22 protein-coding genes are annotated in these 21,371 nt (G+C 61.7%); 8 read left to right on the top strand and 14 right to left on the bottom strand.

Annotation, left to right across the window (positions count from 1 at the left end; genetic code table 11):
- The first annotated feature begins 254 nt into the window (after positions 1–254).
- Positions 255–2,399, top strand: coding sequence for a TonB-dependent siderophore receptor (locus tag QMK47_RS16455; protein ID WP_320388752.1), 2,145 nt, complete (start codon positions 255–257; stop codon positions 2,397–2,399).
- A gap of 53 nt (positions 2,400–2,452) precedes the next feature.
- On the opposite strand, the gene QMK47_RS16450 is transcribed toward QMK47_RS16455, so the two are convergent.
- Positions 2,453–3,187 carry an SDR family NAD(P)-dependent oxidoreductase gene (locus QMK47_RS16450; RefSeq protein ID WP_320388750.1) on the bottom strand — a complete coding sequence of 245 codons (735 nt, stop codon included), beginning with the start codon at positions 3,185–3,187 and terminating at the stop codon, positions 2,453–2,455.
- A gap of 398 nt (positions 3,188–3,585) precedes the next feature.
- Complete coding sequence (locus tag QMK47_RS16445) at positions 3,586–3,792, bottom strand: tautomerase family protein (RefSeq protein ID WP_003202537.1); 207 nt, start codon at positions 3,790–3,792, stop codon at positions 3,586–3,588.
- Positions 3,793–3,921: 129 nt separating this feature from the next.
- Here QMK47_RS16445 and QMK47_RS16440 point away from each other — a divergent pair, with 129 nt between their 5' ends.
- Positions 3,922–4,845, top strand: a complete 924-nt coding sequence (locus QMK47_RS16440; RefSeq protein WP_320388748.1) for a LysR family transcriptional regulator — start codon at positions 3,922–3,924, stop codon at positions 4,843–4,845.
- 228 nt (positions 4,846–5,073) lie between these two features.
- Here the strand turns inward: QMK47_RS16440 and QMK47_RS16435 are convergent, their stop codons facing one another.
- Positions 5,074–5,508, bottom strand: a complete 435-nt coding sequence (locus QMK47_RS16435; RefSeq protein ID WP_053119603.1) for a nuclear transport factor 2 family protein — start codon at positions 5,506–5,508, stop codon at positions 5,074–5,076.
- 219 nt (positions 5,509–5,727) lie between these two features.
- Between QMK47_RS16435 and QMK47_RS16430 the strand changes: the two genes are divergently transcribed.
- From QMK47_RS16430 to QMK47_RS16420, 3 genes are all read left to right on the top strand, one after another.
- A complete protein-coding gene (locus QMK47_RS16430; protein WP_253475442.1) occupies positions 5,728–6,630 on the top strand; it encodes an ADP-ribosylglycohydrolase family protein in 903 nt (300 codons plus the stop codon).
- 83 nt (positions 6,631–6,713) lie between these two features.
- A complete protein-coding gene (locus tag QMK47_RS16425) occupies positions 6,714–7,109 on the top strand; it encodes a hypothetical protein (RefSeq protein WP_320390535.1) in 396 nt (131 codons plus the stop codon).
- Positions 7,110–7,747: 638 nt separating this feature from the next.
- A complete protein-coding gene (locus tag QMK47_RS16420) occupies positions 7,748–8,110 on the top strand; it encodes a DUF6124 family protein (protein ID WP_258688272.1) in 363 nt (120 codons plus the stop codon).
- 119 nt (positions 8,111–8,229) lie between these two features.
- On the opposite strand, the gene QMK47_RS16415 is transcribed toward QMK47_RS16420, so the two are convergent.
- Positions 8,230–9,126, bottom strand: coding sequence for a LysR substrate-binding domain-containing protein (locus QMK47_RS16415; protein ID WP_057452151.1), 897 nt, complete (start codon positions 9,124–9,126; stop codon positions 8,230–8,232).
- A gap of 108 nt (positions 9,127–9,234) precedes the next feature.
- On the opposite strand from QMK47_RS16415, the gene QMK47_RS16410 reads away from it, so the two are divergent.
- From QMK47_RS16410 to QMK47_RS16400, 3 genes are all read left to right on the top strand, one after another.
- Complete coding sequence (locus tag QMK47_RS16410; RefSeq protein ID WP_320388746.1) at positions 9,235–10,632, top strand: MFS transporter; 1,398 nt, start codon at positions 9,235–9,237, stop codon at positions 10,630–10,632.
- A complete protein-coding gene (locus QMK47_RS16405) occupies positions 10,629–11,903 on the top strand; it encodes a glucarate dehydratase family protein (RefSeq protein ID WP_320388744.1) in 1,275 nt (424 codons plus the stop codon). Before QMK47_RS16410 ends, QMK47_RS16405 begins: the two co-directional genes overlap by 4 nt.
- A gap of 368 nt (positions 11,904–12,271) precedes the next feature.
- A complete protein-coding gene (locus tag QMK47_RS16400; protein ID WP_258688270.1) occupies positions 12,272–13,456 on the top strand; it encodes a porin in 1,185 nt (394 codons plus the stop codon).
- 324 nt (positions 13,457–13,780) lie between these two features.
- Here QMK47_RS16400 and QMK47_RS16395 read toward each other — a convergent pair whose 3' ends face one another.
- The 10 genes from QMK47_RS16395 to QMK47_RS16350 all read right to left on the bottom strand — a co-directional run bounded on the left by QMK47_RS16395 (position 13,781) and on the right by QMK47_RS16350 (position 21,368).
- Entirely contained in the window at positions 13,781–15,277 is a 1,497-nt protein-coding gene (locus QMK47_RS16395) for a cytochrome D1 domain-containing protein (RefSeq protein ID WP_320388743.1), read from the bottom strand.
- Entirely contained in the window at positions 15,274–16,116 is an 843-nt protein-coding gene (cobA, locus tag QMK47_RS16390; RefSeq protein ID WP_253475422.1) for a uroporphyrinogen-III C-methyltransferase, read from the bottom strand. Before cobA ends, QMK47_RS16395 begins: the two co-directional genes overlap by 4 nt.
- A gap of 40 nt (positions 16,117–16,156) precedes the next feature.
- Positions 16,157–17,335, bottom strand: coding sequence for a heme d1 biosynthesis radical SAM protein NirJ (gene nirJ / locus QMK47_RS16385; protein WP_320388741.1), 1,179 nt, complete (start codon positions 17,333–17,335; stop codon positions 16,157–16,159).
- A 73-nt stretch (positions 17,336–17,408) separates the two neighbouring features.
- Positions 17,409–17,978 (bottom strand): Lrp/AsnC family transcriptional regulator, encoded by a 570-nt coding sequence (locus tag QMK47_RS16380; protein WP_320388739.1) that lies wholly within the window; start codon positions 17,976–17,978, stop codon positions 17,409–17,411.
- Positions 17,953–18,396, bottom strand: coding sequence for an Lrp/AsnC family transcriptional regulator (locus QMK47_RS16375; RefSeq protein ID WP_214510184.1), 444 nt, complete (start codon positions 18,394–18,396; stop codon positions 17,953–17,955). The genes QMK47_RS16380 and QMK47_RS16375 overlap by 26 nt, the downstream gene beginning before the upstream one ends.
- The gene (locus tag QMK47_RS16370; RefSeq protein ID WP_003202513.1) at positions 18,389–18,901 is read right to left on the bottom strand and encodes an Lrp/AsnC family transcriptional regulator; all 513 of its coding nucleotides are present in this window, start codon (positions 18,899–18,901) and stop codon (positions 18,389–18,391) included. The genes QMK47_RS16375 and QMK47_RS16370 overlap by 8 nt, the downstream gene beginning before the upstream one ends.
- Positions 18,898–19,356 (bottom strand): Lrp/AsnC family transcriptional regulator, encoded by a 459-nt coding sequence (locus QMK47_RS16365; protein ID WP_003202511.1) that lies wholly within the window; start codon positions 19,354–19,356, stop codon positions 18,898–18,900. Before QMK47_RS16365 ends, QMK47_RS16370 begins: the two co-directional genes overlap by 4 nt.
- A gap of 2 nt (positions 19,357–19,358) precedes the next feature.
- Complete coding sequence (locus QMK47_RS16360) at positions 19,359–20,537, bottom strand: cytochrome D1 domain-containing protein (RefSeq protein ID WP_320388738.1); 1,179 nt, start codon at positions 20,535–20,537, stop codon at positions 19,359–19,361.
- On the bottom strand, positions 20,534–20,863 hold the full coding sequence (locus QMK47_RS16355; RefSeq protein ID WP_024616180.1) for a c-type cytochrome: 330 nt from the start codon (positions 20,861–20,863) through the stop codon (positions 20,534–20,536). The genes QMK47_RS16360 and QMK47_RS16355 overlap by 4 nt, the downstream gene beginning before the upstream one ends.
- Before the next feature lie 196 nt (positions 20,864–21,059).
- Entirely contained in the window at positions 21,060–21,368 is a 309-nt protein-coding gene (locus QMK47_RS16350; protein WP_063320835.1) for a c-type cytochrome, read from the bottom strand.
- Between the last annotated feature and the right edge of the window lie 3 nt (positions 21,369–21,371).

Here is a 21,371-nt window from a genome sequence, read left to right as displayed (position 1 = left end):
CGGGGGTGATTGTTCTGGCGCCATCGCGAGCAAGCTCGCTCCCACATTGGATCTTCAGTGGGTACAAACCTTGTGGTTGGCCCCGGGCCCCCTGTGGGAGCGAGCTTGCTCGCGATGACGGACTGACCGGTCACAAAAAACGCCAGTGTTAATGGGAATAGATATCAAACGACAATGAGTTACTGTATCTTTCGCGACACATTTTTGTCAGCCTCCCGATGTGGGTGGCTTGTTTCCATTAGGATTGTGCATCGATGCGTCGGATTCTCGTTTCACTGTGTGTGCTCCAGGCTTATTCCATTCCCACCTGGGCCGAAGAGCCAATCCCTGCCAAGCCGGCCTCCCTTGAGTTGCAAGCCACGGATATCGTCGGTAACGCCGACTATGAATCAGCACAAGGCCCGGTGAAGGGCTATCACGCCACCCGTTCGGCCAGCGCCACCCGTACCGACACGGCGATCCATGAAACCCCGCAATCGATTTCCGTGGTGTCTCGCGACGTGGTCGAAGACCTCGGCGCCACGCGCCTGCAAGACGCCCTCGACTACGCTGGCGGCGTAGGCCGGGGCAACAACTTCGGCGGTCAGGGCCTGACCACCTTCACCGTCCGCGGCTTCACCACCGGGGAGTTCTACCGCAACGGTTTCCCGATCAACCGTGGCTACCCGAACATGCCGGACGCCAACACCATCGAGCGGCTGGAGGTCCTGCGCGGCCCGGCCACCATGCTTTATGGCCGTGGCGACCCGGGCGGTACCTTCAACGTGGTGTCCAAGCAGCCGTTGGCCGAGCGCACAGTGACCCTGGGCAGCCAGGTCAGCGACCAGGGGATGCGTCGCGGTACGTTGGACGCGTCCGGTCCATTGGACGAGGAAGGGCGCCTGGCTTATCGCCTGAACGTGATCGGCGAGGGCGGCGATACGTTCCGCGACCACGTCGAGACCGAGCGCTACGGCATCGCGCCAGTGGTGAGCTGGCAGGTCAACGACACCACGCGCCTGACCTTCGAAGGCGATTTCATGCGCAACAATGCGCCGCTGGACCGTGGCTTGACCCATTACGCCGGCCAGCGCGGCACCGCGTCGCGCGATACGTTCTTCGGCGAAAAAGACGCCGGCAAGCTGCACAACGACAACAACATGCTGCAGGTGCGTTTCGAGCACATGCTCAACGACGACTGGACCCTGGCCGGTGGTACCCAATGGCTCGACGGCACCTTGCAGGGCAATGCCGTGGAGGGCAACAGCATCGGCGCCGATGGGCGTACCCTGAGTCGCAACTTCAACTACCGCAAGCTGGAGTGGACCGACCGCGACACCCAGCTCAACCTCACCGGGCATTTTTCCACCGGAGGGTTCGAGCACACGTTGTTGACGGGGATCGAGTATGAAGACTACGACTACCAGTCAATCATTCAGCGTTCCTCCGGCGCCGCCGGTGCCTACCCGATCGATATCTTCGACCCGGTGCATGGCCAGCCACGCCCGGCACTGACCCGCACGCCCACCGATGACCAGGAAAACCTCAAGACGTTTGGTGTGTTTGTCCAGGATCAGGTGGCGTTGACTGAGCGCCTGAAGGTGTTGGCAGGGGCGCGGTTTGAGCGGTTCGAGCATCAGTACGAGAGCTTCGTCCCGCAGAACCCGCCCGGTAGTCGGAACTGGGACGTCACCGACAGCGCCGTCACTCCGCGCCTGGGTGTGATCTACGACCTGACCGACACCGTGGCGGTCTACGCCAATACCGCACGCTCGTTCAAACCCAACACCGGTGCCAGTCGCGAAGGTGGTGGGGGGTTCAAGCCGGAAGAGGGCAAGTCCTACGAGATGGGCGTCAAGTGGGAAGCGCTGGATCGCCAGTTGAGCGTCGACGCAGCGATCTACCAGATTGAAAAGCGCAACGTCCTCACGCCCGATCCGCTGGATTCCACCTTCAACGTGGCTGCCGGGCAAGTGCGCAGCCGTGGCTTTGACTTGAACGTGGCGGGCAATTTGACGCCAGAATGGCGCGTGATCGGTGGCTACGCGTATGTGGATGCCGAAGTGACCAAGGACATCAATATCCCGTCCGGCACCCGCTTGCTCAACGTGCCCAAGAACTCCTTCAGCCTGTTGAACGTCTACGAGTTCCAGGACGGTGGCCTCAAGGGGCTCGGCCTGGGCTTAGGCGCCAAATACGTCGATGAGCGGGCCGGCAATACCGCGGCCAGCACCTTTACCATGGACAGCTACACCGTCGTGGACCTGCTCGGTTACTACAAGGTCAACGAGCGGATTCGCCTCAACCTGGACCTGAAGAACCTGTTCGACGCCGACTACGAAGAAGGTGCATTCGGTGGCGTCTATGCCTACCCAGGCGCCCCGCGAACCGTGCAGGCCGGCATCTCCTACACGCTCTGAGTTCCGCGCTTCATGAAAACCCCGAAGGTTCTGCCTTCGGGGTTTTTCTTTTATTACCACTTGCCTGTGCTCATCCCGCCGTCCACCGGCAGTATCGCGCCCGTCGTGAAATCGGCGCCCGCCAGGTACAACACGGCCTCGGCAATTTCCTCGACGGTGCCCACGCGACCGGCGGGGGCCAGGTTGTCGAGGAATTCGCGGTGAACCGGGTCGTGCATCGGCGTGTCGATGATGCCGGGTGCAACCGCGTTGACCTTGATGTTGTGGGGCGACAGTTCCAGGGCCAGGGCGCGGGTCATCTGGTTGACACCGCCCTTGATCAACACCGGCAGCGCCGCCGGCACCTGGATGTTCGGTTGCAGGGCCACCGCGGCTGAAATGTTGATGATGAAGCCTTGCTGGCGCCCGATCATATGCGCGGCAGCGGCCTGGCTGGCGTAGACCAGACCCTTGAGGTTGGTGTCCAGCAGCGCGTCCAGGTCTTGTGGGCTGTATTCGACGAAGGGTTTTGGCAGGAAGAAACCGGCGTTGTTCACCAGCCCGTCAACGGCGTCAAACGCCTCGACGGCTTGAGTGATGAGGGCGGTTGAAGTGGCCGGGTCAGCGATGTCGCCGGCCACGCCGATGAAACCGGCCGGGTGGCCGAGGTCGGCGGCAGCAGCCTCCAGGCCGGACGGGGAGCGGGCATTGCCCACCACGTTATAACCCCGACCCAGGAACGCCTTGACCAGACCCAGGCCGATACCGCTGGAAGCGCCGGTGATGATGACGGTTTTTTTGAGACTCATGATTGACTCCTGATCACATTGAGTTGAACCGGTGCGCCTGTGTTGGCGGTGGTTGAGCTCAGGGTATTGATGCGCCAGGGTTTGATAAATAAGGCTGCTGGTACTTGAGTTGATACGTCATGTAATCAATGGCCGGAACCACACATAACCCCCTGTGGCCCCCTGTGGGAGCGAGCTTGCTCGCGATGGCGTCAGGTCAGTCGGTATTGATGGTGACTGACACACTGCAATCGCGAGCAAGCTCGCTCCCACAATATTCCGTGCTGATCGCAAAACCCACGTTCGCCAGTAATCCCCTGTGGGAGCGAGCTTGCTCGCTCCCACAGGATTGTCAGGCTGTCCGGTTGGCAGGCAGAAAAAAGCCCGGTCAATTGGACCGGGCTCGGAAGGGCAGAGCGCTATTCTTTCGGAAGACTTCGATACTGCGTCGTCGTCATCCCCGCATACCCCCAGTTATCCGTGTCGACTTCCTCGATCACGATGTGGGTCAAATGCGGGTCCTTGCCCAGTACGCGCTGGAGGGTTTCGGTGATTTCGGAAATCACCTGGGCTTTCTGTTCACGGGTGACGCCGTCTCGGGTAATTCGCACATTGACGAAAGGCATGTTGCACTCCTGCTGCTGAGAAAATGCGCAGGAAGATTCCCGCGCCGTTGAGGGGGCCACTGTATTTATACGCTGCAGACTGATAAACAGGCCTTTGGAAACTTCAGTTGATACGCGGTGTAATGAATCATGAAGCGTCATTTCGAAGACCTGCAGTTGGGCAGCATAGAACTGTTCTGCCTGGCGGCGGAGGCGGGCAGTTTCACCGCAGCGGCGCAGTTGGCAGGGGTTACCCCGGCGGCGGTGAGCCGCTCGATCTTTCGCCTGGAAGAGCGCCTGGGCTCACGGCTTTTCGTGCGCACTACCCGCAGCATCCGCCTGACCGAAGCCGGCAAGACCTATTTCGAGCAATGTCGGCAGGCGTTGACGCAACTGGTCGAGGCGCAACAGGAAATGATGGGCGCGCAATCGGTGCCGTCCGGGCAACTGCGCATCAGCCTGCCCACCACCTACGGTCATCACCGCATCCTGCCCTTGCTGCCGGCCTTCCGGGCGCTGTACCCGCAAGTCAGCGTGGACTTGCACCTGAGCAATCGAAACATCGATTTCGTTGCCGAAGGTTATGACCTCGCCATCCGGGTGCGGGCCCAACCCGACTCGTCGATGATCGCCCGGCTGCTGGAAGACGCAAACCTGGTGGTAGTCGCGTCTCCGGACTATCTGCGCAAGGCCGGCACGCCGCAGGTCCTTGAAGACCTGGACGACCACGAGTGCATCCAGTTCGAACTGCCCAGCAGCGGACGACGGATTTCCTGGTTGTTCAATGTCGAGGGCAAGGAAAAGGAGTTGTTCGGCGAAGGGGGTTACTGTTGTTCAGACGATGTGCTCGGCGGCGTGACACTGGCCAAGCATGGCGCGGGCTTGTTCCAGACTTACAAATTCATCGTGGAACAGGAGCTGGCCAACGGGCAATTGGTGGAGGTGCTTGCGCCGTTCGCGGGGCGCTCACGGCCGTTTACCTTGCTGTATCCCCACGGCCGGTACGTACCGCAGCGGGTGCGCGCTTTTGTGGATTTCCTGCTGCAGTACCGGGAGCAGTGGGCCGTTATTTGAGGGGAAAAACGACGGGTGAGGGGCGCAATCCGTGGCGAGGGAGCTTGCTCCCGCTGGGCTGCGTAGCGGCCCTTTTTCGATCGTTCCCACGCTCCTGCGTGGGAATGTCGCCAGGGACGCTCCGCGTTCCGCTTCTGGAAGGTGACGCAGAGTGTCACGGGATGCATTCCCACGCAGAGCGTGGGAACGATCAAAAACAGATATCTCGTGGACCCGGTCAACCCGCTATCAGAACCGAAACGCCTGACGACCGATCAGCAGCCATTTGCCATTCTTCTGTTTCTGCCAGATCTGGAAGTTCTCGATTTCCGTCGGCACCACCTCAGTGCCCTTGAGCGCCTGGGCCGAGAAGTGGTTGCGCACCAGCGCCACATCACCCGACAAGGTGATTTTCTGGTTCTGCATTTCCAGGGTCTTGAACGCGCTCTTGCCCGTTTCGATGTCGGCGATGAAGGCCTTCTTGTCCTGGATGTTGCCGCTGGAGTGCCCGTAGGTCAGGTTCTCGGCGGCCAGTGCCTGAAGTTGTGGGATGTCTTTGTGCAGCATGGCTTGGGTCAAATGATCGACCGCCTGGGCCACCTCCTGCTCGGGCGATGTAGCGGCGGCCGCCGCGTAGCCGCTGAACAGGCACAAGAAGCTGATGACCAATGTCGCTTTTTTCATGGGGATTTCCTTGTTGTTGTAGGTATCAGGAACGCGAGCGATGCTTGCTCGTCTGTCATCGTACAACTTGTTTCGGGATGGGGAAACTGCCGAGTGAATGTACGTTGCGTTTTTGATAAAAAAGATTGCGATCAGGTTCCTTGGGTATGCCCAGCCGCTATCATCTCGCTGGTTGTGCGCCGCTCCTGCGCGGACGAATTCGGAACAGAAGGAATCAGGATGTCCCCGACACTTTCAGACCGCTATCGCGGATGCTTACTGGGCTTGGCGTGTGGTGACGCCGTTGGCACTACTGTTGAATTCCTGCCACGGAATTCCTTTACCCCTGTGACCGACATGGTCGGTGGCGGCCCCTTCAGTCTCAAGCCTGGCCAATGGACCGATGACACATCGATGGCTTTGTGTCTGGCTGAGAGCCTGTTGCAAAAGCGTGGTTTTGATGCGGCAGACCAGATGGGCCGCTACCTCAATTGGTGGCATTGGGGTTATCTGAGTTCCACGGGTGATTGCTTTGACATTGGTATGACCGTTCGCGGTGCACTGGAACGCTATCAGTCCCATGGCGACCCATTCGCGGGGGATACCGCTGCTGATACGGCTGGCAATGGCTCGCTGATGCGCTTGGCACCGGTCGTGCTGTTCTTTTATCCGGATCGCGAACGCATTCGCGACTTTGCGGCTCTGAGTTCACGCACAACCCATGGGGCAACAGAGGCGGTGGAGTGTTGTCAGGTGTTGGCTGATGTCATTGCCAACGCATTGACCGGCGCTTCAAAGGCGGATGTGTTGCGTGTGGCGTCCGAGCAACTGACCGAGGCCAAAGTGATAGCGCTCGCCCAAGGAGCCTATCAGGGAAAAGGTCGTAGTGATGTGTCAGGCACTGGTTATTCGGTGGCTTCCTTGGAAGCAGCGCTGTGGTGCTTTCATCAGACGGACAGTTTCACTGATGCGGTGCTGGCCGCGACGAACCTGGGCGACGACGCTGACACCACCGCTGCCATTGTCGGTCAGGTGGCGGGGGCATTTTATGGCGTGCAGGCTATTCCCTCCGATTGGTTGCAGAAATTGTGGATGCGACAGGAGATTGAAGCCATGGCGGATGCGCTTCACTTGCAGGTCTGAGCCGCGGGCAAGGTATATTCATAGCCATCGCCCTATAACCCGTGGCTGCAATCCCCAGGAGCCTCATCACTATGGAAGCAACTATGCCCCAACCTTGGTACAACACTCGTCCCGCCCCCGTCTTCATGACCGTCTTTTACTGCTTCATCGTCTTGATCCAAGCTGGAATTTGGGTAGTAGAGGAAGGTTTCGAACAGGCCCGTTTTGGTGACATTTCTATCTTGGTGTTTCTCAATATCTGCACGGTAGCGCTGCTGATGTTCGTAGGCGGATTGATGCTTTTCGCGAGGAAAAAGGGCAGCTCGCTTTGCTTCGTTCTTGCCTTGGCGTTAGGCGTAACGATCTCAGTTAGCCGGATGGGGAGCGATTCTATTGTCCATCTGCTCACGCTGCCGATGTTTAAGGAATACGCTTTGGTCTTCGGGATCTGGGTCTATAGCCTTCAACTGCGCACCACCGATTACTTCTTGTCCAAATAAGATACCGGCTAACCCAGTAGGTACCGGGCACCAAAAGTTGAGCCAAAAAAAGGGCAATGCCAGTCAGATAAGCTGACTGGCATTTTTTTACCATTTGATACCGCAACAATTTATAGCCGGTCAACTGTAGGAATATTCCCCAAGGCATCCGCCAACGTATTATCTACGGCATGGCCTCGTTTAATATCGATGAGGCCAAAGCGTCCCATAAGACACTGTATTTACACCAACACAGCCCCAAGAAATAACGAAGAAAAGTCGCCATGTTTAATTTCCCTAAACATATCCAACGCGACACGTTTAAATACATTCCACATAACGCCCCAAAGGCTACGAGACCTTGCGTCCTTACTTACGCATGCGTCAGAATCCGCTGGCTTGTGCGCTTTGCCCCGGGTCTCTATCGTTTACCTGCCACTGCCCATCAGTGGTCGGGTTTAGTCGCCCGGACGGTTTTAGTAAAGTGCATAAGTACCATTCAGTCAGGTCATTCTATTCCTGCACTTGATGGTGGTTGTGCGCAGGGCGCCCTTGGGCGCGCCGGGCTTGCTAATTCCACCGGTCGACTAACCTGCGCACAGCCGCCACCCTTCTTTTAGTCGAGAACGGTTGCGGCCCCAACTGAGGGAATTAGTTATATGTTCAAGGTTACTCCCAACCCCCCGGATATCGACTCGGTACTCTACGGCGACTCTCTCGACCCTGAAAAGTTGAAAGAGGCGGCAGACCGCGCGCTCAAGCACTACTTGAACCCCGGGGCAACGAAAACGCAGATACAGCCCCGCAAGCCCAGCACGATCTTCACCATCGACGCAGCGGTGGATGACGAAACGTTACTCGTTGAGGCGTGCGAATCCTTGGCATCCGCCAGCGTGATGGTCAGCGACCTCACCGATTTGACGGACGGCCCAAGACGCCAAACGATGCTGGTGCTGCAACGGGTCATCATGTTGGGTGAGCTAGCGGTCAATCGAGTACTGGATAACTACAAGCCTGGGTAGTCGCCAGGTAGTGTTGTGGGGGGCGCAGCGAGCGCCCTCACAACCTAGGTCCACGAAGCTCGGTGGAACGTTGGGTTCCGTCAGGCACTGCCAACCGCATGGGTCTTGCTGCTCCGCCTTCACAACCCTTCCCGAACCGCCCCCCGAATCCCTTCCAGCAACATGGTGAACGCCGGGTTGTCGTTGTCCTCGCGCCACACCAGGTGCAATTCGCTTTGCACCCCTTCACCCAGGTCGATCTCGCGAAACACCACCTGCTTGAACACCACGCTGCTGGCGCAACGCGGTACCAGCGCCAGGCCCATGCCGGCGTTGACCAGCGCCAGGATCGTCAGCGACGACCCCAGCCATTGTACGAATTGCGGCGCGACCCGGGCCGAGCGCAGCATGCCGGTGAGCAGTTCGTTGAAGGGCGGGTAGGCGGCGTGGGAGTACATGAGGAACGGTTGGGCGTCCAGATCCTGCACGCTCACGGTCTCGGCGCTGGCCAGCGGATGCCCGGCGGGCACCGCCAGCACGAAGGGTTCGCGCACCAGGCATTCGGTGGCGTAGCCGGTCTCCAGCAGGGGCGAGCGAACGATGCCCAGGTCGATGCGCCGAGCGCGCAGCGCTTCGTGCTGCTGGTAGGTGTTCATCTCTGCCAGGACGATTTTGACCTGGGGCTGTTTCAGCCGGGCCTCGGCAATCACCTTGGGCAGGAACTCGTACACCGCGCTGCCGACGAAGCTGATGGTCACCGAACCGATGTCACCTTGGGCAAAGCGCCGGGCGGCGATGGCGGCTTGTTGCGCCTGTTCCAGCAGGTTCTGCGCTTCGATGAAAAACGCCCGGCCGGCGGCCGTGAGCGCCACGCTGCGGGTGCTGCGGGTGAACAGTTCGACGCCCAGGTGGTGCTCCAGCAATTGGATCTGCCGGCTCAGCGGTGGCTGGGTCATGTTCAGGCGTTCGGCGGCACGACGAAAGTTGAGTTCGGTCGCCACGGTGGTGAAGCAGCGCAGCTGGGCCAGTTCAAACATTGATTCAATCCAGGTATCAATCAAGTGCCAAGTTAGATTAGACGGGAACAATCCACCGCGTCCATCATCGTCCCGTTCCCCACAAAAATAATGATCGGGAGGCACCCCTTGAATAACGTAACGGACTCCACCCATGACAGCACCCTGGCGCTCGCGGCGGCCAAGGTCAAACGTCATGTCTTGCCGTTGGTGGTGGTGATGTTCATCGTCAACTACATCGATCGGGTAAACATCGGCTTCGTACGCAGCCACCTGGAAACCGACCTGGGCATCGGCGCCGCCGCCTACGGGCTCGGTGCCGGGCTGTTCTTCGTCGGCTACGCGCTGTTTGAAGTGCCGTCCAACATGCTCTTGCAACGCTACGGCGCGCGGGCCTGGCTGACGCGCATCATGTTCACCTGGGGCGCGGCGGCCATGGCCATGGCTTTTGTGCGCGGCGAGACCAGTTTCTATGTGCTGCGCTTCATCCTCGGCGCGGCGGAGGCGGGGTTCTTTCCCGGCATCATCTACTACTTCACCCAATGGCTACCCGCCAACGAGCGCGGCAAGGCGATGGCGATTTTCCTCAGCGGCTCGGCCATCGCCTCGGTGATTTCCGGCCCGGTGTCCGGCGCCTTGTTGAACGTCAGCGGGATGGGCCTGCATGGCTGGCAGTGGATGTTCCTGATCGAAGGTTTCGCCTCCATCGTGCTGTGCGGGTTTGTCTGGTTCTGGCTGCAGTCGCATCCGAGCCAGGCGAAATGGCTGAGCGCTGAAGAGAAAGCCGTATTGATCGCCGCCATCGCCGAAGAGCAACGGGCCCGGGAAGCGGCCCAGGTGATCAAACCGTCGATGTTCAAATTGCTGGCCGACCGGCAGATCGCGCTGTTCTGTTTCATCTACTTTTCCATTGCCCTGACCATCTACGGTGCCACGTTCTGGCTACCGAGCATGATCAAGAAAATGGGCAACCTGGGGGACTTCCAGGTCGGTTTGCTCAACTCCATTCCATGGATCATTTCCATCATCGCGATGTACGGCTTTGCCGCCCTGGCCGGCAAATGGAAATTCCAGCAGGCCTGGGTCGCAGTGACGCTGGTGGTCGCTGCGTTCGGCATGTTCATGTCCACCACGGGCGGGCCGATCTTTGCCTTCGTGGCGATCTGTTTCGCGGCCATTGGTTTCAAGGCTGCCTCGGCGTTGTTCTGGCCGATTCCCCAAGGCTACCTGGATGCCCACATCGCGGCGGCGGTGATCGCCTTGATCAACTCCATCGGTAACCTCGGCGGTTTTGTCGCGCCGACGGCCTTCGGTTTCCTGGAGCAGACCACCGGTTCCATCGAGGGTGGGCTGTATGGGTTGGCCGCCACTTCGCTTGTCGCCGCCGTGGTGATCTTTTTTGCCCGCACCGCACCGAAGCGCGATACCCCGAATTCACGCTCCGGTCGGCCCGAAACCGTTGTTGAAGCCGATCAGTCGCAAACACCTCAAGCCTTGAAACCTGGCCCATCGGGAGCCGCTGTATGAAGATCAAACGCGTCACCGTCACCCCCATCGCTTTTCGCGATCCACCTTTGCTCAACGCCAGCGGCATCCATGAGCCGTTCGCGTTGCGCTCGATCATCGAGATCGAGAGCGACAACGGTTACATCGGCCTCGGCGAGAGCTACGGCGATGCGCCGGCCTTGGCGATCCAGCAGCAGTTGCAGAGCCAGTTGATCGGCCTGGATCCGTTCAACCTCAACCAGTTGCGGGCCATCGTCCAGGCGACCGTCGCCGCGCAGAAACCGGTCAGCGTTGCCGGTGCCGAACTGGCACCGGGTTCCCACGCGAGCAAGGCGGTGAGCAATGCCTATTCGGCGTTCGAAGTGGCTTGCCTGGATTTGCAGGCCCATTACCTGAACGTGCCGCTGGTGGACCTGCTGGGCGGCGCGATTCGCGACGAGATTCCGTTCAGCGCGTACCTGTTTTTCAAGTACGCCCAGCACATCGATTCGCCGTACCCGCCCGACAGTTGGGGCGAGGCGCTCGACGAACGACAGATCGTTGCCCAGGCCCGGCGGATGATCCAGGACTATGGCTTCAAGAGCATCAAGCTCAAGGCCGGAGCCCTCGATCCGGAGCATGAAGTCGCCTGCATCAAGGCGCTGAAACGGGCGTTTCCCGGTTACCCGTTGCGCATCGACCCCAATGGCAACTGGTCCCTGGAAACCTCGATTCGCATGGCCGAACTGCTGGGGGATGACCTGCAGTATTACGAAGACCCGACGCCGGGACTTGCGGGCATGGCCGAGCTGCACAAGCGTACGGGGTTGCCGCTGGCGACCAATATGGTGGTCACCGATTTCGATGAGTTTCGCCGCAGCGTGGCGCTGGACAGCGTGCAGATCGTGTTGGCCGACCACCATTACTGGGGCGGCCTGCGCGACACCCAGGCCTTGGCGAAAATGTGCAGCACCTTTGGCCTGGGCGTGTCGATGCATTCGAACTCGCACCTGGGCATCAGCCTCATGGCCATGGCCCACGTGGCGGCAGCGGTGCCGAACCTGGACTACGCCTGCGACACCCATTACCCCTGGCAGGAACCGGATGAAGAAGTGATCAAGGGCGGCAAGCTGCCAATTGTCGACGGCTGCGTGAAGATCACCCGCGCGCCGGGCCTGGGCTTGGAACTGGACCGGGATCAACTGGGCAAGCTGCATGAGCAGTTCCTCAGCTGCGGCATCCGCCAGCGCGACGATGTGCGGCAGATGCAGCGCTACCGGCCGGACTGGAAGACCGTCAAACCGCGGTTCTGAGCCGAAGGCGAGGGGCCTGCTGCGCAGGCCAGCGGGAGCAAGCTCCCTCGCCACAAAAGCTGGATTTGACTTCAATTTTGAGTGTGGGTGCGACCCCTGTGGCGAGGGAGCTTGCTCCCGCTGGGCTGCGCAGCAGCCCCAAACCAGCCAACTCCCTATGACTGCCCAATGGGTTGATCCTCCCAGGCCGCCCTGCGGCCCACACCCAAAGTACCGCACCCGCCAGCCTCGCCGTCTTACACCCAAACTGCCGCGCCGGGTCGGCGCTGCCAAAGCATCCGCCAATTGCCTCCAAGGCAGCGTATGACGCGCCCGGGCGCCTTTCGATAATCGCCTCCGACATCCCGTCCCCTGTTGCGGAGCGCGCCATGCACAACAATAAAAATACCCGCCAACGTTTTTTGCCTGCGGTCATCGCAGGTGTTTCGAGCCTGGGCCTGATGCCTTGGGCCAACGCCGAAATCATGCTGTACGACAAGGACCAGACCACCTTTTCCACCGACGGCTACATCAACGCCTTTTACGTCAACAGCGACGTCGACCGCGCGGGTGAGCAGTACGACCGTCGACAGGCGCGGGTCAAGATGGGCTTTTTGCCCAACTACCTGGGCTTCAACATGGGCAAGCAGGTCGATGACCTCAAGCTCGGTGCCCGGGCCTCGTTCTGGGTGACCATCAACGACAGTGAAACCAATGGCACCGACACCGCCATCGACGTGCGCCAGTTCTACGGCACCGTGGCGAACCCGGAGTGGGGCGAGGTGCTGATCGGCAAGGACTTCGGCCTGTTTGCCCGCTCCAACATCCTGCTGGACGAGTTACTCGCCGGTTACGGTCAGGTCAGTGACAGCCTGGGTTTGGTGGACGGCGGTGGCGTCTCGTTCGGCAACATCGGCAGCGGTTATCCGTACCCGTTCCCGACCTCGCAGATCACCTACCGCACGCCGGTGATGGAGGGCTTGCGCGTGGCGGTGGGGATCATGGACCCGGTGGACACCAACGACAACAGCGCCACCGGCAAGGCCTACCAGGAAAACCCGCGCACCGAGAGCGAGATCACCTACCAGTTCGACCTGGGCGGTGCGAAGATCTACAGCTGGCTTAACGGCAGCTACCAGACCTCGGACAACACCGACTCCACTGTCGAATCGGTCACTTCCAAGGGCCTGGGGTATGGCGTGCAGGCGAAGATGGGCGGGTTGTCGCTGACCGGCTCGGGGTTCCAGGCCAAGGGCATCAACCCGTTCTTCACCAACAACGCCGGTGAAGCCACCCTGCGCAATGTCGACAGCAAGGGCTACCTGTTGCAGGGCTCCTACAAGCTGGGCAAGAACCGCCTGGCGTTGTCCTACGGCAAGACCGATGACGACGGCAACGGCGTGGTGGGCAGTGGCGCCGATTACGAAACCCGTGGCATCGCGCTGTTCCATGACATCAACGACAACCTCAAGCTCGTGGCCGAGTACAACCAGTTCGAAATCAACGGCCACGACACCAGCGCCCAGAACGAAGACACCGATACCTTTGCGGTGGGTGCGGTACTCACCTGGTAAGGGTGACTCCTTCCAACTGAGGTGTGTCAGGTCGGTTTTTGGGGCTGCTGCGCAGCCCAGCGGGAGCAAGCTCCCTCGCCACGGATAGACAACCCCATGGTCGATGAGCTGGCTTGGCTGCGCACATACCCTGTGGGAGCGAGCTTGCTCGCGATGGGGTCAAGTCAGTCGGCATGGATGTTGACTGACTCACCGCTATCGCGAGCAAGCTCGCTCCCACAGGATGTCCGATCGCTTTTGTGGCGAGGGAGCTTGCTCCCGCTGGGGTGCGAAGCGGCCCTGAGGGCTGATTGCTATTGGGGCTGCGCATCAGCCCCCTTTTTTTCAGTGTGACGTCCCCTCGGCGAACTCGATCTTGTTGCCGACGTTGTACTTGCCCGAAGGCTTGTTCATGGGCAGGCGCTTGATTTCCTTGAGGGTGTTGCTGTCGTAGACGATCAGCGCGCCATCGGTGTCCCAGATGCTCAGCAGCAGGTAGCGGCCGTCGCGCGTGAACTCGACGTGGGCGGCGGTTTTGCCGGGCATGGGCCGCAGGGTGTGGGCGATTTCCAGGGTCTGTTTGTCGATCAGGTGGATGGCATCGTTGTCCGGGCCGAAGAACACATCGGTCCAGGCGTAGCGGGAATTGACGTGGCTGCGCAGGAAGAAACCCGGCCCCAGGGTAGGGATCTGCTTGATGACTTTCCAGGTGTCGAAGTCGATCACCGAAATCAGCCCCTTGCTGATGTTGGGTGTGGCGAACACCCAGTGCCCATCGCGTTTCCAATAGGTCCCCGAGCCCAGGTGCGGCATGCCTGGCAGCGCGATGTCGGTGACGATCCGCCCCGTGTCGAGGTCGATCACCTGGCCGCCCTGGGCCTTGCGCGAGGTGGCGAGCAATTGCCGGTAATCAGGCGAGAAGGAAAAGTCATCGAGATAATCCTCGGCCTCGATCCGCCGGGGCACGAAGTCCGGGTTCGGGCCGGTGGACAGTTCCCAGACCTCTTTCACATCTTTCAAGGCGACGATGAAGCTGTTGCGCGGTGGCGCGGTATAGACCGCACTGACCCGCGACGCCTGGCCGTCCAGCCCCACCGTTGCAATAGTCTTGACCAATGACAGGTCGCGGGCATCCAGCACCACCAGGTTGCCGGGCAGGGTATTGCCCACCAGCACCCAGCGCCCGTCCTTGCTCACCGCCAGGTTGCGGGTATTGAGCCCGGCCCGCACCTCGGCGATGAGCGTGAGGTTGTGCAGGTCATACAGGCTGATCCAGCCGTCCCGGGAGGCGAAATAGACGAAGCGTCCGTCCGGCGAAAACTTCGGTCCGCCATGTACCGCGAAATGTGAGGCGAAGCGCGCCAGGACCTCGAAGCGATCGCCGTCGACGATATCGATGTGATGATCGCCAGCTTCCACCACCACGAACAGGTTCAGCGGGTCGGCGTGGTGCTGGGGTTTATCCGGCAGGCTGGCGACATCCGCCAGCAGGCGATGGCTGCGGCGCGTGTCGTCCTCGCTCCAGGTCGGTTCGACCGCGGGCGGACGCTGGAGATAGTGGGTCAAACCATCGATCTGCGCAGGCGCCAGCACCGCACCGAACGCCGCCATCTGGCTGGCCGGGCGGCCATTTTCGATCACCTGGCGGATTTCGTCGGGCTTGATCCGACTCAGGCTCTGGGGCAACAGCGCCGGCCCGGCGGCGCCGATGCGATTCACCCCGTGGCATTGCTGGCAGTGTTGCTGGTAGTTCTGTTCGGCCAACGCCAGGTCCGGTTCCGGCACCGTGGCGCCGTGGACAGCACCGATCCACAGCAATGGGGCAAGCCAGCCGATTCTCATGAGGCGACCCTCGCGATACTTGGCTGGAGCGGTAGGGCCGGGTGCAGGCGGGCCGGATGCTCCAATACTTGATGGGCAAACAAACCGACCACTTTGCCGATCACCGTCAAGGTCGGCAGGCCTTCGGCGCAGGCCAGCGCCATCTGCGGCAATTGCTGGAGGGTGCCGCGCAGGACCTGCTGGTCGGGGCGCGTGCCGTTGCTGATCAGCGCCGCCGGCGTATCAGCCGCCAGGCCCGCCGCGATCAGTTGTGCGGCGATGGTGCCGAGGTTCGACAAGCCCATGTAGAACACCAGGGTCTGGCTGTCATCCGCCAGGCTTTGCCAGGGCAGGTTCAAGTCGCCTTCGCGTTGCAAATGACCGGTGATGAAGCGACAGGAGTTGACCAGGTCGCGATGGGTCAGGGGAATGCCGGCATAGGTGCTGCAACCGGCCGCGGCGGTGATGCCGGGCACGATTTGGCAATCGATACCGCGGGCCAGCAGATACTCCAGCTCCTCGGCGCCGCGACCGAAGATGAACGGATCGCCGCCCTTGAGTCGCACCACCCGCTGTCCCTGGTCGGCCAGTTCGGCCAGCAGTTCGTTGATCTGTGGCTGGGGCAGGCTGTGGCAACCGGCGGCCTTGCCGACGTAGTGCCGGGCGCAGGTCAGCGGGATCAGGCTGAGCAATTGCGCGCTGATCAAGCGGTCGTAGACCACCGCGTCGGCCTGCATCAACAGGCTCCAGGCGCGCAATGTCAGCAGGCCCGGGTCACCGGGGCCGGCGCCGACCAGGGCGACTTCACCCGGTCTGAAGGATGCTTGCAGGGCAGCGGGCAAAACGATGGAGGCAGGCATGGGACTTCCTTGGTTCGGTATCAGGATCGCCGTCGGTAGATCAGGCGCAGGGCATCGCAACGCTGGGGATCGCGTGCAAGCCGATTTCTTCGTCGCTGAGATGGCAGCCGGGGTCCTGGCCCCACAGGTCGCCGTCGGCCCAGGCCCGGGTGCGGGTATTGCCGTTGCAGATCGCCAGCCAGCGGCATTGCCCGCAGCGACCGCCCACGGCCCGTGGGTGTTCGCGCAGCTTCAGCAGCAGGGCATCGGGGCGCTCGAGCCAGAGTGTCTTGAATGGCGTCTGGCGGACATTGCCCACCGAGTGCTGCCACCAGTACGTGTCGGGGTGAACCTCGCCGGTATTGTCGATGTTGGCGATGCCGCTACCCGAGGCGTTGCCGCCCCAGGCCCGCAGCATCTGCTCCAGTGCGGCGTAGTGTTGAGGCAGGCGCCGGGATACCCATTGCAGCAACAGGATTGCGTCAGCGTCGTTGTTGCCGCTGACGAAGTCACTGTCGCGGCCTTGTTCGATGTCGTGCCAGGCCCGCTCGAAGATCAGGGTCATGGCCTCGCGGCTCATCTGCTGATGGGCATCGAGCTTGCGACTGCGCTTGCCCCGGCCGCTGTAGTTGAGGTGCGACAGGTAGAATTTCTGTACGTCGTACTCATTCATCAAGTCCAGCAAGCGCGGCAACTGGGCATGGTTTTGCTGGGTGAGGGTGGTGCGCAATCCGACCCGGATGCCTTGTTCACGGCAGAGCCGGATGGCCGCCATGGAGCTGGCGAAACTGCCCTTGAGCTGACGGAATTCATCGTGGGTCGCTTCCAGGCCATCGATGCTGATGCCCACGTAATCGAAGTTGGCCGCTGCAATCTGTTCGATATTGGAAGCGTCGATCAGCGTGCCGTTGGTGGACAAGGCGAGGAAAAAACCTTTATCGCGGGCATAAGTGCTGAGTTGAAACAGATCCTCGCGCAGCAGCGGTTCGCCGCCGGACAGGATCAATACGCGCACGCCGGCATCGTGCAGGTCGTCGATGACCTGGAGCGCCGCCGGGGTGTCCAGTTCATCGCGAAACACGCTGTCGGCTGACGTTGCATAGCAGTGCTTGCAGGTCAGGTTGCAGCGCCTGAGCAGGTTCCAGATCACCACCGGCGGGCGGCTGCTGCCCGGTGGCGCGACACGTGGGGCGGGGCAATGCCCGGCCAGGGCTCGCAGGTAATGGCTGATCCTCAACATAAGGCGATCCTTCGTTGTGGGAGCAAGGCTTGGTGGGAGCAAGGCTTGCCCGTGATGAAGCCGGTGCGGTCCTTCATAAAACCGACGCGCCAGTTTCGCGAGCAAGCTTTGCTCCCACAGGTGTCAGGCGCAGGCCGGTTTTTTTCAGGATGCGGCTGCTCACCAGCATGTCATCGGCGGCGCAGGCGTCCCCCAGCAGGTAGCGCAGGTGTTCGCGGTAGCTGTCGATTTCTTCGCGGCTGCGGCCATGGACCATGGCGAACAGGTTGTAGCGCCAGCCGGGCCGGCGCGGGCGCCGGTAGCAGTGGCTGACGAAGGGCTGCGCTCCCAGCAGGGCGCCAAGACGCGAGATATCGGCATCGGCCACGTCCCAGACCGTCATGCCGTTGTGGCGATAGCCCAGGCGATAGTGATTGGGCACGGCGGCAATGCGGCGGATCGCACCCTCGGCCTGCAGGCGCTTGAGCAGGTCGAGGGTGGATTCCACGCTCAGTTCCAGTTGTTCGGCCAGCCAGGCCCAGGGGTCTTCGAGCAAGGGCAGGCCGGCCTGGGTCAGTTCCACCAGGCGCAGCGCCAAGGGCGTTTCATCCGGCCGTGGCGGCGCTTGCCACAAAGACTCAGACGGGGAAATACAGGCCGACATGGTAGGTCTCCTCTTTGGGCAGGTTCAGCGGCACCAGGCCGGTCAGGTGTTCGATGTGCAGCAGGGTGTCGTTGATCGCCTGTTCGCTGGGGCAGGCGAGCACGAACCACATGTTCCAGGTGTGCTCGCGGCGGTAGTTGTGGGCGACCTCGGGCATGTCCGCCAGCAGCTCGGCGATGGTCTCGAAGCGCGGCTCGGGCACTGCCAGCGCCGCCAGGGTGAACGCACCGCCCAGGCGATCGATGTCGAACATCGGGCCGAAGCGGGTGAGTACCCCGTCGTTGAGCAACTCATGCAGGCGGTCGAGCAATTCGGTGCTGCTGCTGTCCAGTTCCTGGGCCAGGGCCTGCCAAGGGTGACGCACCAGCGGCAGGCCCAGTTGCAGGCGATTGATCAGGCGACGGTCGAGGTCATCCATCGATACGGGCTCCGGCCGGGGCGGCGAAACGTCCGCCGCATTGCTTGAACAGGTGCGTGCTGAACAGCAACTGGTGGGGCAGGTCGTCCAGCAGGTGTTCTTCCAGCAGCGCCTGGACATGGGCCTCGACACGGTCACGCTGGCGACCGTGGATCATGCAGAACAGGTTGTATTGCCACTGGGGCAGGCGCCTGGGGCGTTGGTAGCAAAGGCTGATGCCCGGGGTTTGCCCGAGGCGTCGGCCGACTTCATCGACCAAGGCGTCCGGCACGTCCAGCACCAGCATGGCGTTGGCGGCAAAGCCCAAGGCACGATGGTTGACCACCAGGCCGACACGGCGGAACAGCCCCTGTTCATGCCAATGCTGCACCTGTTCAAGCACCTGTTGCTCGCTGGCCTCGATCTGCTCGGCCAGGGCCTGGAAGGGACGCGATGTCAGGGGCAGGCCGGTTTCCAGCAAACGGCGCAGTGCCAGTGACTGTTGTTCGCTCAGGGCGTTTTTCATGGGGTGGCCTCCAGGGCAAAGCCCAGGTCGATGCGGTAGGCGGTCAGCATGGGCAGGTCCAGTGGCGTGAGACCGGTGTCGTTCTCCAGTTCCTGGAGGATGTTTTCCAGGTGGGCGCGGTTGGGGCCGGTCAGCACGAACCACAGGTTGTAGCGATGTTCGCGGGCATAGTTGTGATTGACTTCCGGGTATTGGCTGACGCGTGCCGCCACCTGGTGCAAGCGCTCTTCGGGCACGGCCAGGGCGGCCAGGGTGCTGGCCCCGGCCCGGGTGTGTTCGAACACTGGGCCGACCCGTGACAAGGTCCCGGCCACTTGCAGGTGTTGCAGGCAGTCGATGACCTGGGCTTCGCTGCAGCCCAAGGTCTCGGCCATGGCCCGGTAGGGCTCGGCGCACAACGGCAGGCCATGCTGGAATTGATCGATCAGGCGCCGGGCCAGTGAGCTGGAGGTCATGATCAGTACCCCGGCTTGTGTGCGCGACTGCTGAAGAAAATGCCGCTCGGGCTGAGGGCCGGCAGGCTGCCCAGGCGCTCGAGCCGATACGGGTTCCAGACCTGTACCTCGCCACCGTCCCGGGCGGACAACCACAACTGGTCACCCCGCGCGGTGAACTCCATGTGCAGCACCGCCGGGCCTGGCCTCAGGTCGGCGACGATGGCGTGGGTCTGGGTGTCGATGACCTGGACGCGGTCGTTGTCCGGGTAGGCGAAGTTGACCCACAGCTGCCGGCCGTCCGGTCGCGCCGTGACGAACACCGGTTGACCGGCCACGGCGATGGCGTCGGTCTGCTGCCAATCCTGGGCGTTCATCACCAACACCTGGTGATGCCCGACGGCAGGTACGAAGGCTTGCTGGTCGGCCAGGGCCCAGCCTTCCAGATGCGGCATCTTGTACACCGGGAGCCGCGCCTGGCCGCGCCCGTAATGGCCCAGTACCCGTTTCACCCCGCGCTCCGGGTGCCAGAGATCGAGTTGGGCCATGCCGTCTTCACCGAACAGCCCGGCCATGTAATAACGCCCGTCCGGGGTGATCAGAGCATCGTAGGGTTGCTGGCCGATGGCGGTGAAACGCTCGATGCGCGGGCTGAGGCCGTGGCTGAAGTCGGCGGTCCAGATCTCGCCGGTGTCGAACAGGCTGAACACGAAGCGTTGCCCTGGCGCGTCCACCAAGCCGACCACCCGGGAGCGCTTTTGTCCGCCGGGCAACGACGTGGCGGGAATGTCGGCGACCTGTTCCAGGGTCTGGGCATCGAATACCTTGACGCCGCCAGGTTCGTAGTTGGAGACGGCGATCAGCTTGCCGTCCTGGCTGATTGCACCGCCGATGCTGTTGCCGCCCTGGATGATCCGGTGCTCGATGCGCGCGCGCAGCAGGTCGACTTTGCTCAGGCCACCATCGCGCCCGAACACGTAGGCGTAGCGTTGGTCGCGGGAGAACACCACCGAGGCGTGGGACAAGTCGCCCAGGCCTTCGACGCGGCCCAGGGCGGTGCGGGTGTCGCTTTCAATGATTTGCAGGCTGCCGGTGGCGCGCTCCACCACCACGCCCAAATCGCCGGTGCCGCGCAACGATGTCTGGGCGCAACCGCAGAGCAGCAGGGCGATGGCGGTGGAGGAGAGCAATGAACGGATCATGAGGCGGGTTTTCCTTGAAGGAGCCGGTCCACCAGCCAGCGAATGTCGTCGGGCGCAAGCAACGGTGCCCAACCGGGCATGGCGCTGCCGGGCCGTCCGAGGGTGACGGTGGCGATGAGGCTGTCGCGGGATTTTCCGGCCAGGGCTTCGTGGGTCAGGGGTGGGCCGAGGCCGCCGGTCATGTACAGGCCGTGGCAGGCGCCACAATCCTGGTCCAACAGGTGTTGCAGTTGGGCCTGGCGCTGGCTGTCGGGAGCGGCCAGCACGCAGGAGGAGAAAACAAAGAGGAGGGTGGTTATCAAGGTTGCAGAGCTGTGTCGTTCCATGACGTCCTCCTGATCAAGAAATAAAGTTGGGCGCGGCCCCTGTGGTGAGGGGATTTATGTGGGAGCAAAGCTTGCTCGCGAAACAGCCGCCTTGATTTCTGAAAGACCGCATCGCCCCCATCGCGGGCAAGCCTTGCTCCCACATCAATCCCATGCCACATGAATTTCCTCGCTACAGGGATGTGCTCCTTGAGCGTTATTTAAGGGTCAAGACCCACGCAGCCAGGATCTTGGCTTCCTCTTCCGTCACGGGGTTGGCCGGCATCGGCATCGGTCCCCAGTTACCTTGCGTACCTTCCTTGATGTGCTTGGCGAGTAAATCCTGTGCCCCGGCGACGCCGGCGTTTTTTGCCGCGACGTCCTTGAGCGCCGGGCCAACCACCTTGGTGTCGATGGAGTGGCAGGCCGCGCAGGGCTTGCTCTTGAACAGTGTCGGGCCGTCTTGGGCCAACGCCGGCAGGCTGTAGGCGGCAGTCAAGGCCAAGGCAATCAGAATAGGCTTCATGGT

Origin of the sequence: Pseudomonas sp. P9_35 (assembly GCF_034008205.1) — a bacterium.
GTDB lineage: Bacteria > Pseudomonadota > Gammaproteobacteria > Pseudomonadales > Pseudomonadaceae > Aquipseudomonas > Aquipseudomonas kilonensis.
The sequence above is the reverse complement of the archived record's forward strand: the minus strand, read 5'-3'. Positions and strand labels throughout refer to the sequence as shown.

What these genes read in the sequence shown, in the direction of transcription:
- QMK47_RS16455 (WP_320388752.1), top strand. Translation starts at nt 255, where the DNA reads ATGCGTCGGATTCTCGTTTCACTGTGTGTGCTCCAGGCTTATTCCATT.
- QMK47_RS16450 (WP_320388750.1), bottom strand. Translation starts at nt 3,187, where the DNA reads ATGAGTCTCAAAAAAACCGTCATCATCACCGGCGCTTCCAGCGGTATC.
- QMK47_RS16445 (WP_003202537.1), bottom strand. Translation starts at nt 3,792, where the DNA reads ATGCCTTTCGTCAATGTGCGAATTACCCGAGACGGCGTCACCCGTGAA.
- QMK47_RS16440 (WP_320388748.1), top strand. Translation starts at nt 3,922, where the DNA reads ATGAAGCGTCATTTCGAAGACCTGCAGTTGGGCAGCATAGAACTGTTC.
- QMK47_RS16435 (WP_053119603.1), bottom strand. Translation starts at nt 5,508, where the DNA reads ATGAAAAAAGCGACATTGGTCATCAGCTTCTTGTGCCTGTTCAGCGGC.
- QMK47_RS16430 (WP_253475442.1), top strand. Translation starts at nt 5,728, where the DNA reads ATGTCCCCGACACTTTCAGACCGCTATCGCGGATGCTTACTGGGCTTG.
- QMK47_RS16425 (WP_320390535.1), top strand. Translation starts at nt 6,714, where the DNA reads ATGCCCCAACCTTGGTACAACACTCGTCCCGCCCCCGTCTTCATGACC.
- QMK47_RS16420 (WP_258688272.1), top strand. Translation starts at nt 7,748, where the DNA reads ATGTTCAAGGTTACTCCCAACCCCCCGGATATCGACTCGGTACTCTAC.
- QMK47_RS16415 (WP_057452151.1), bottom strand. Translation starts at nt 9,126, where the DNA reads ATGTTTGAACTGGCCCAGCTGCGCTGCTTCACCACCGTGGCGACCGAA.
- QMK47_RS16405 (WP_320388744.1), top strand. Translation starts at nt 10,629, where the DNA reads ATGAAGATCAAACGCGTCACCGTCACCCCCATCGCTTTTCGCGATCCA.
- QMK47_RS16400 (WP_258688270.1), top strand. Translation starts at nt 12,272, where the DNA reads ATGCACAACAATAAAAATACCCGCCAACGTTTTTTGCCTGCGGTCATC.
- QMK47_RS16395 (WP_320388743.1), bottom strand. Translation starts at nt 15,277, where the DNA reads ATGAGAATCGGCTGGCTTGCCCCATTGCTGTGGATCGGTGCTGTCCAC.
- cobA (WP_253475422.1), bottom strand. Translation starts at nt 16,116, where the DNA reads ATGCCTGCCTCCATCGTTTTGCCCGCTGCCCTGCAAGCATCCTTCAGA.
- nirJ (WP_320388741.1), bottom strand. Translation starts at nt 17,335, where the DNA reads ATGTTGAGGATCAGCCATTACCTGCGAGCCCTGGCCGGGCATTGCCCC.
- QMK47_RS16380 (WP_320388739.1), bottom strand. Translation starts at nt 17,978, where the DNA reads ATGTCGGCCTGTATTTCCCCGTCTGAGTCTTTGTGGCAAGCGCCGCCA.
- QMK47_RS16375 (WP_214510184.1), bottom strand. Translation starts at nt 18,396, where the DNA reads ATGGATGACCTCGACCGTCGCCTGATCAATCGCCTGCAACTGGGCCTG.
- QMK47_RS16370 (WP_003202513.1), bottom strand. Translation starts at nt 18,901, where the DNA reads ATGAAAAACGCCCTGAGCGAACAACAGTCACTGGCACTGCGCCGTTTG.
- QMK47_RS16365 (WP_003202511.1), bottom strand. Translation starts at nt 19,356, where the DNA reads ATGACCTCCAGCTCACTGGCCCGGCGCCTGATCGATCAATTCCAGCAT.
- QMK47_RS16360 (WP_320388738.1), bottom strand. Translation starts at nt 20,537, where the DNA reads ATGATCCGTTCATTGCTCTCCTCCACCGCCATCGCCCTGCTGCTCTGC.
- QMK47_RS16355 (WP_024616180.1), bottom strand. Translation starts at nt 20,863, where the DNA reads ATGGAACGACACAGCTCTGCAACCTTGATAACCACCCTCCTCTTTGTT.
- QMK47_RS16350 (WP_063320835.1), bottom strand. Translation starts at nt 21,368, where the DNA reads ATGAAGCCTATTCTGATTGCCTTGGCCTTGACTGCCGCCTACAGCCTG.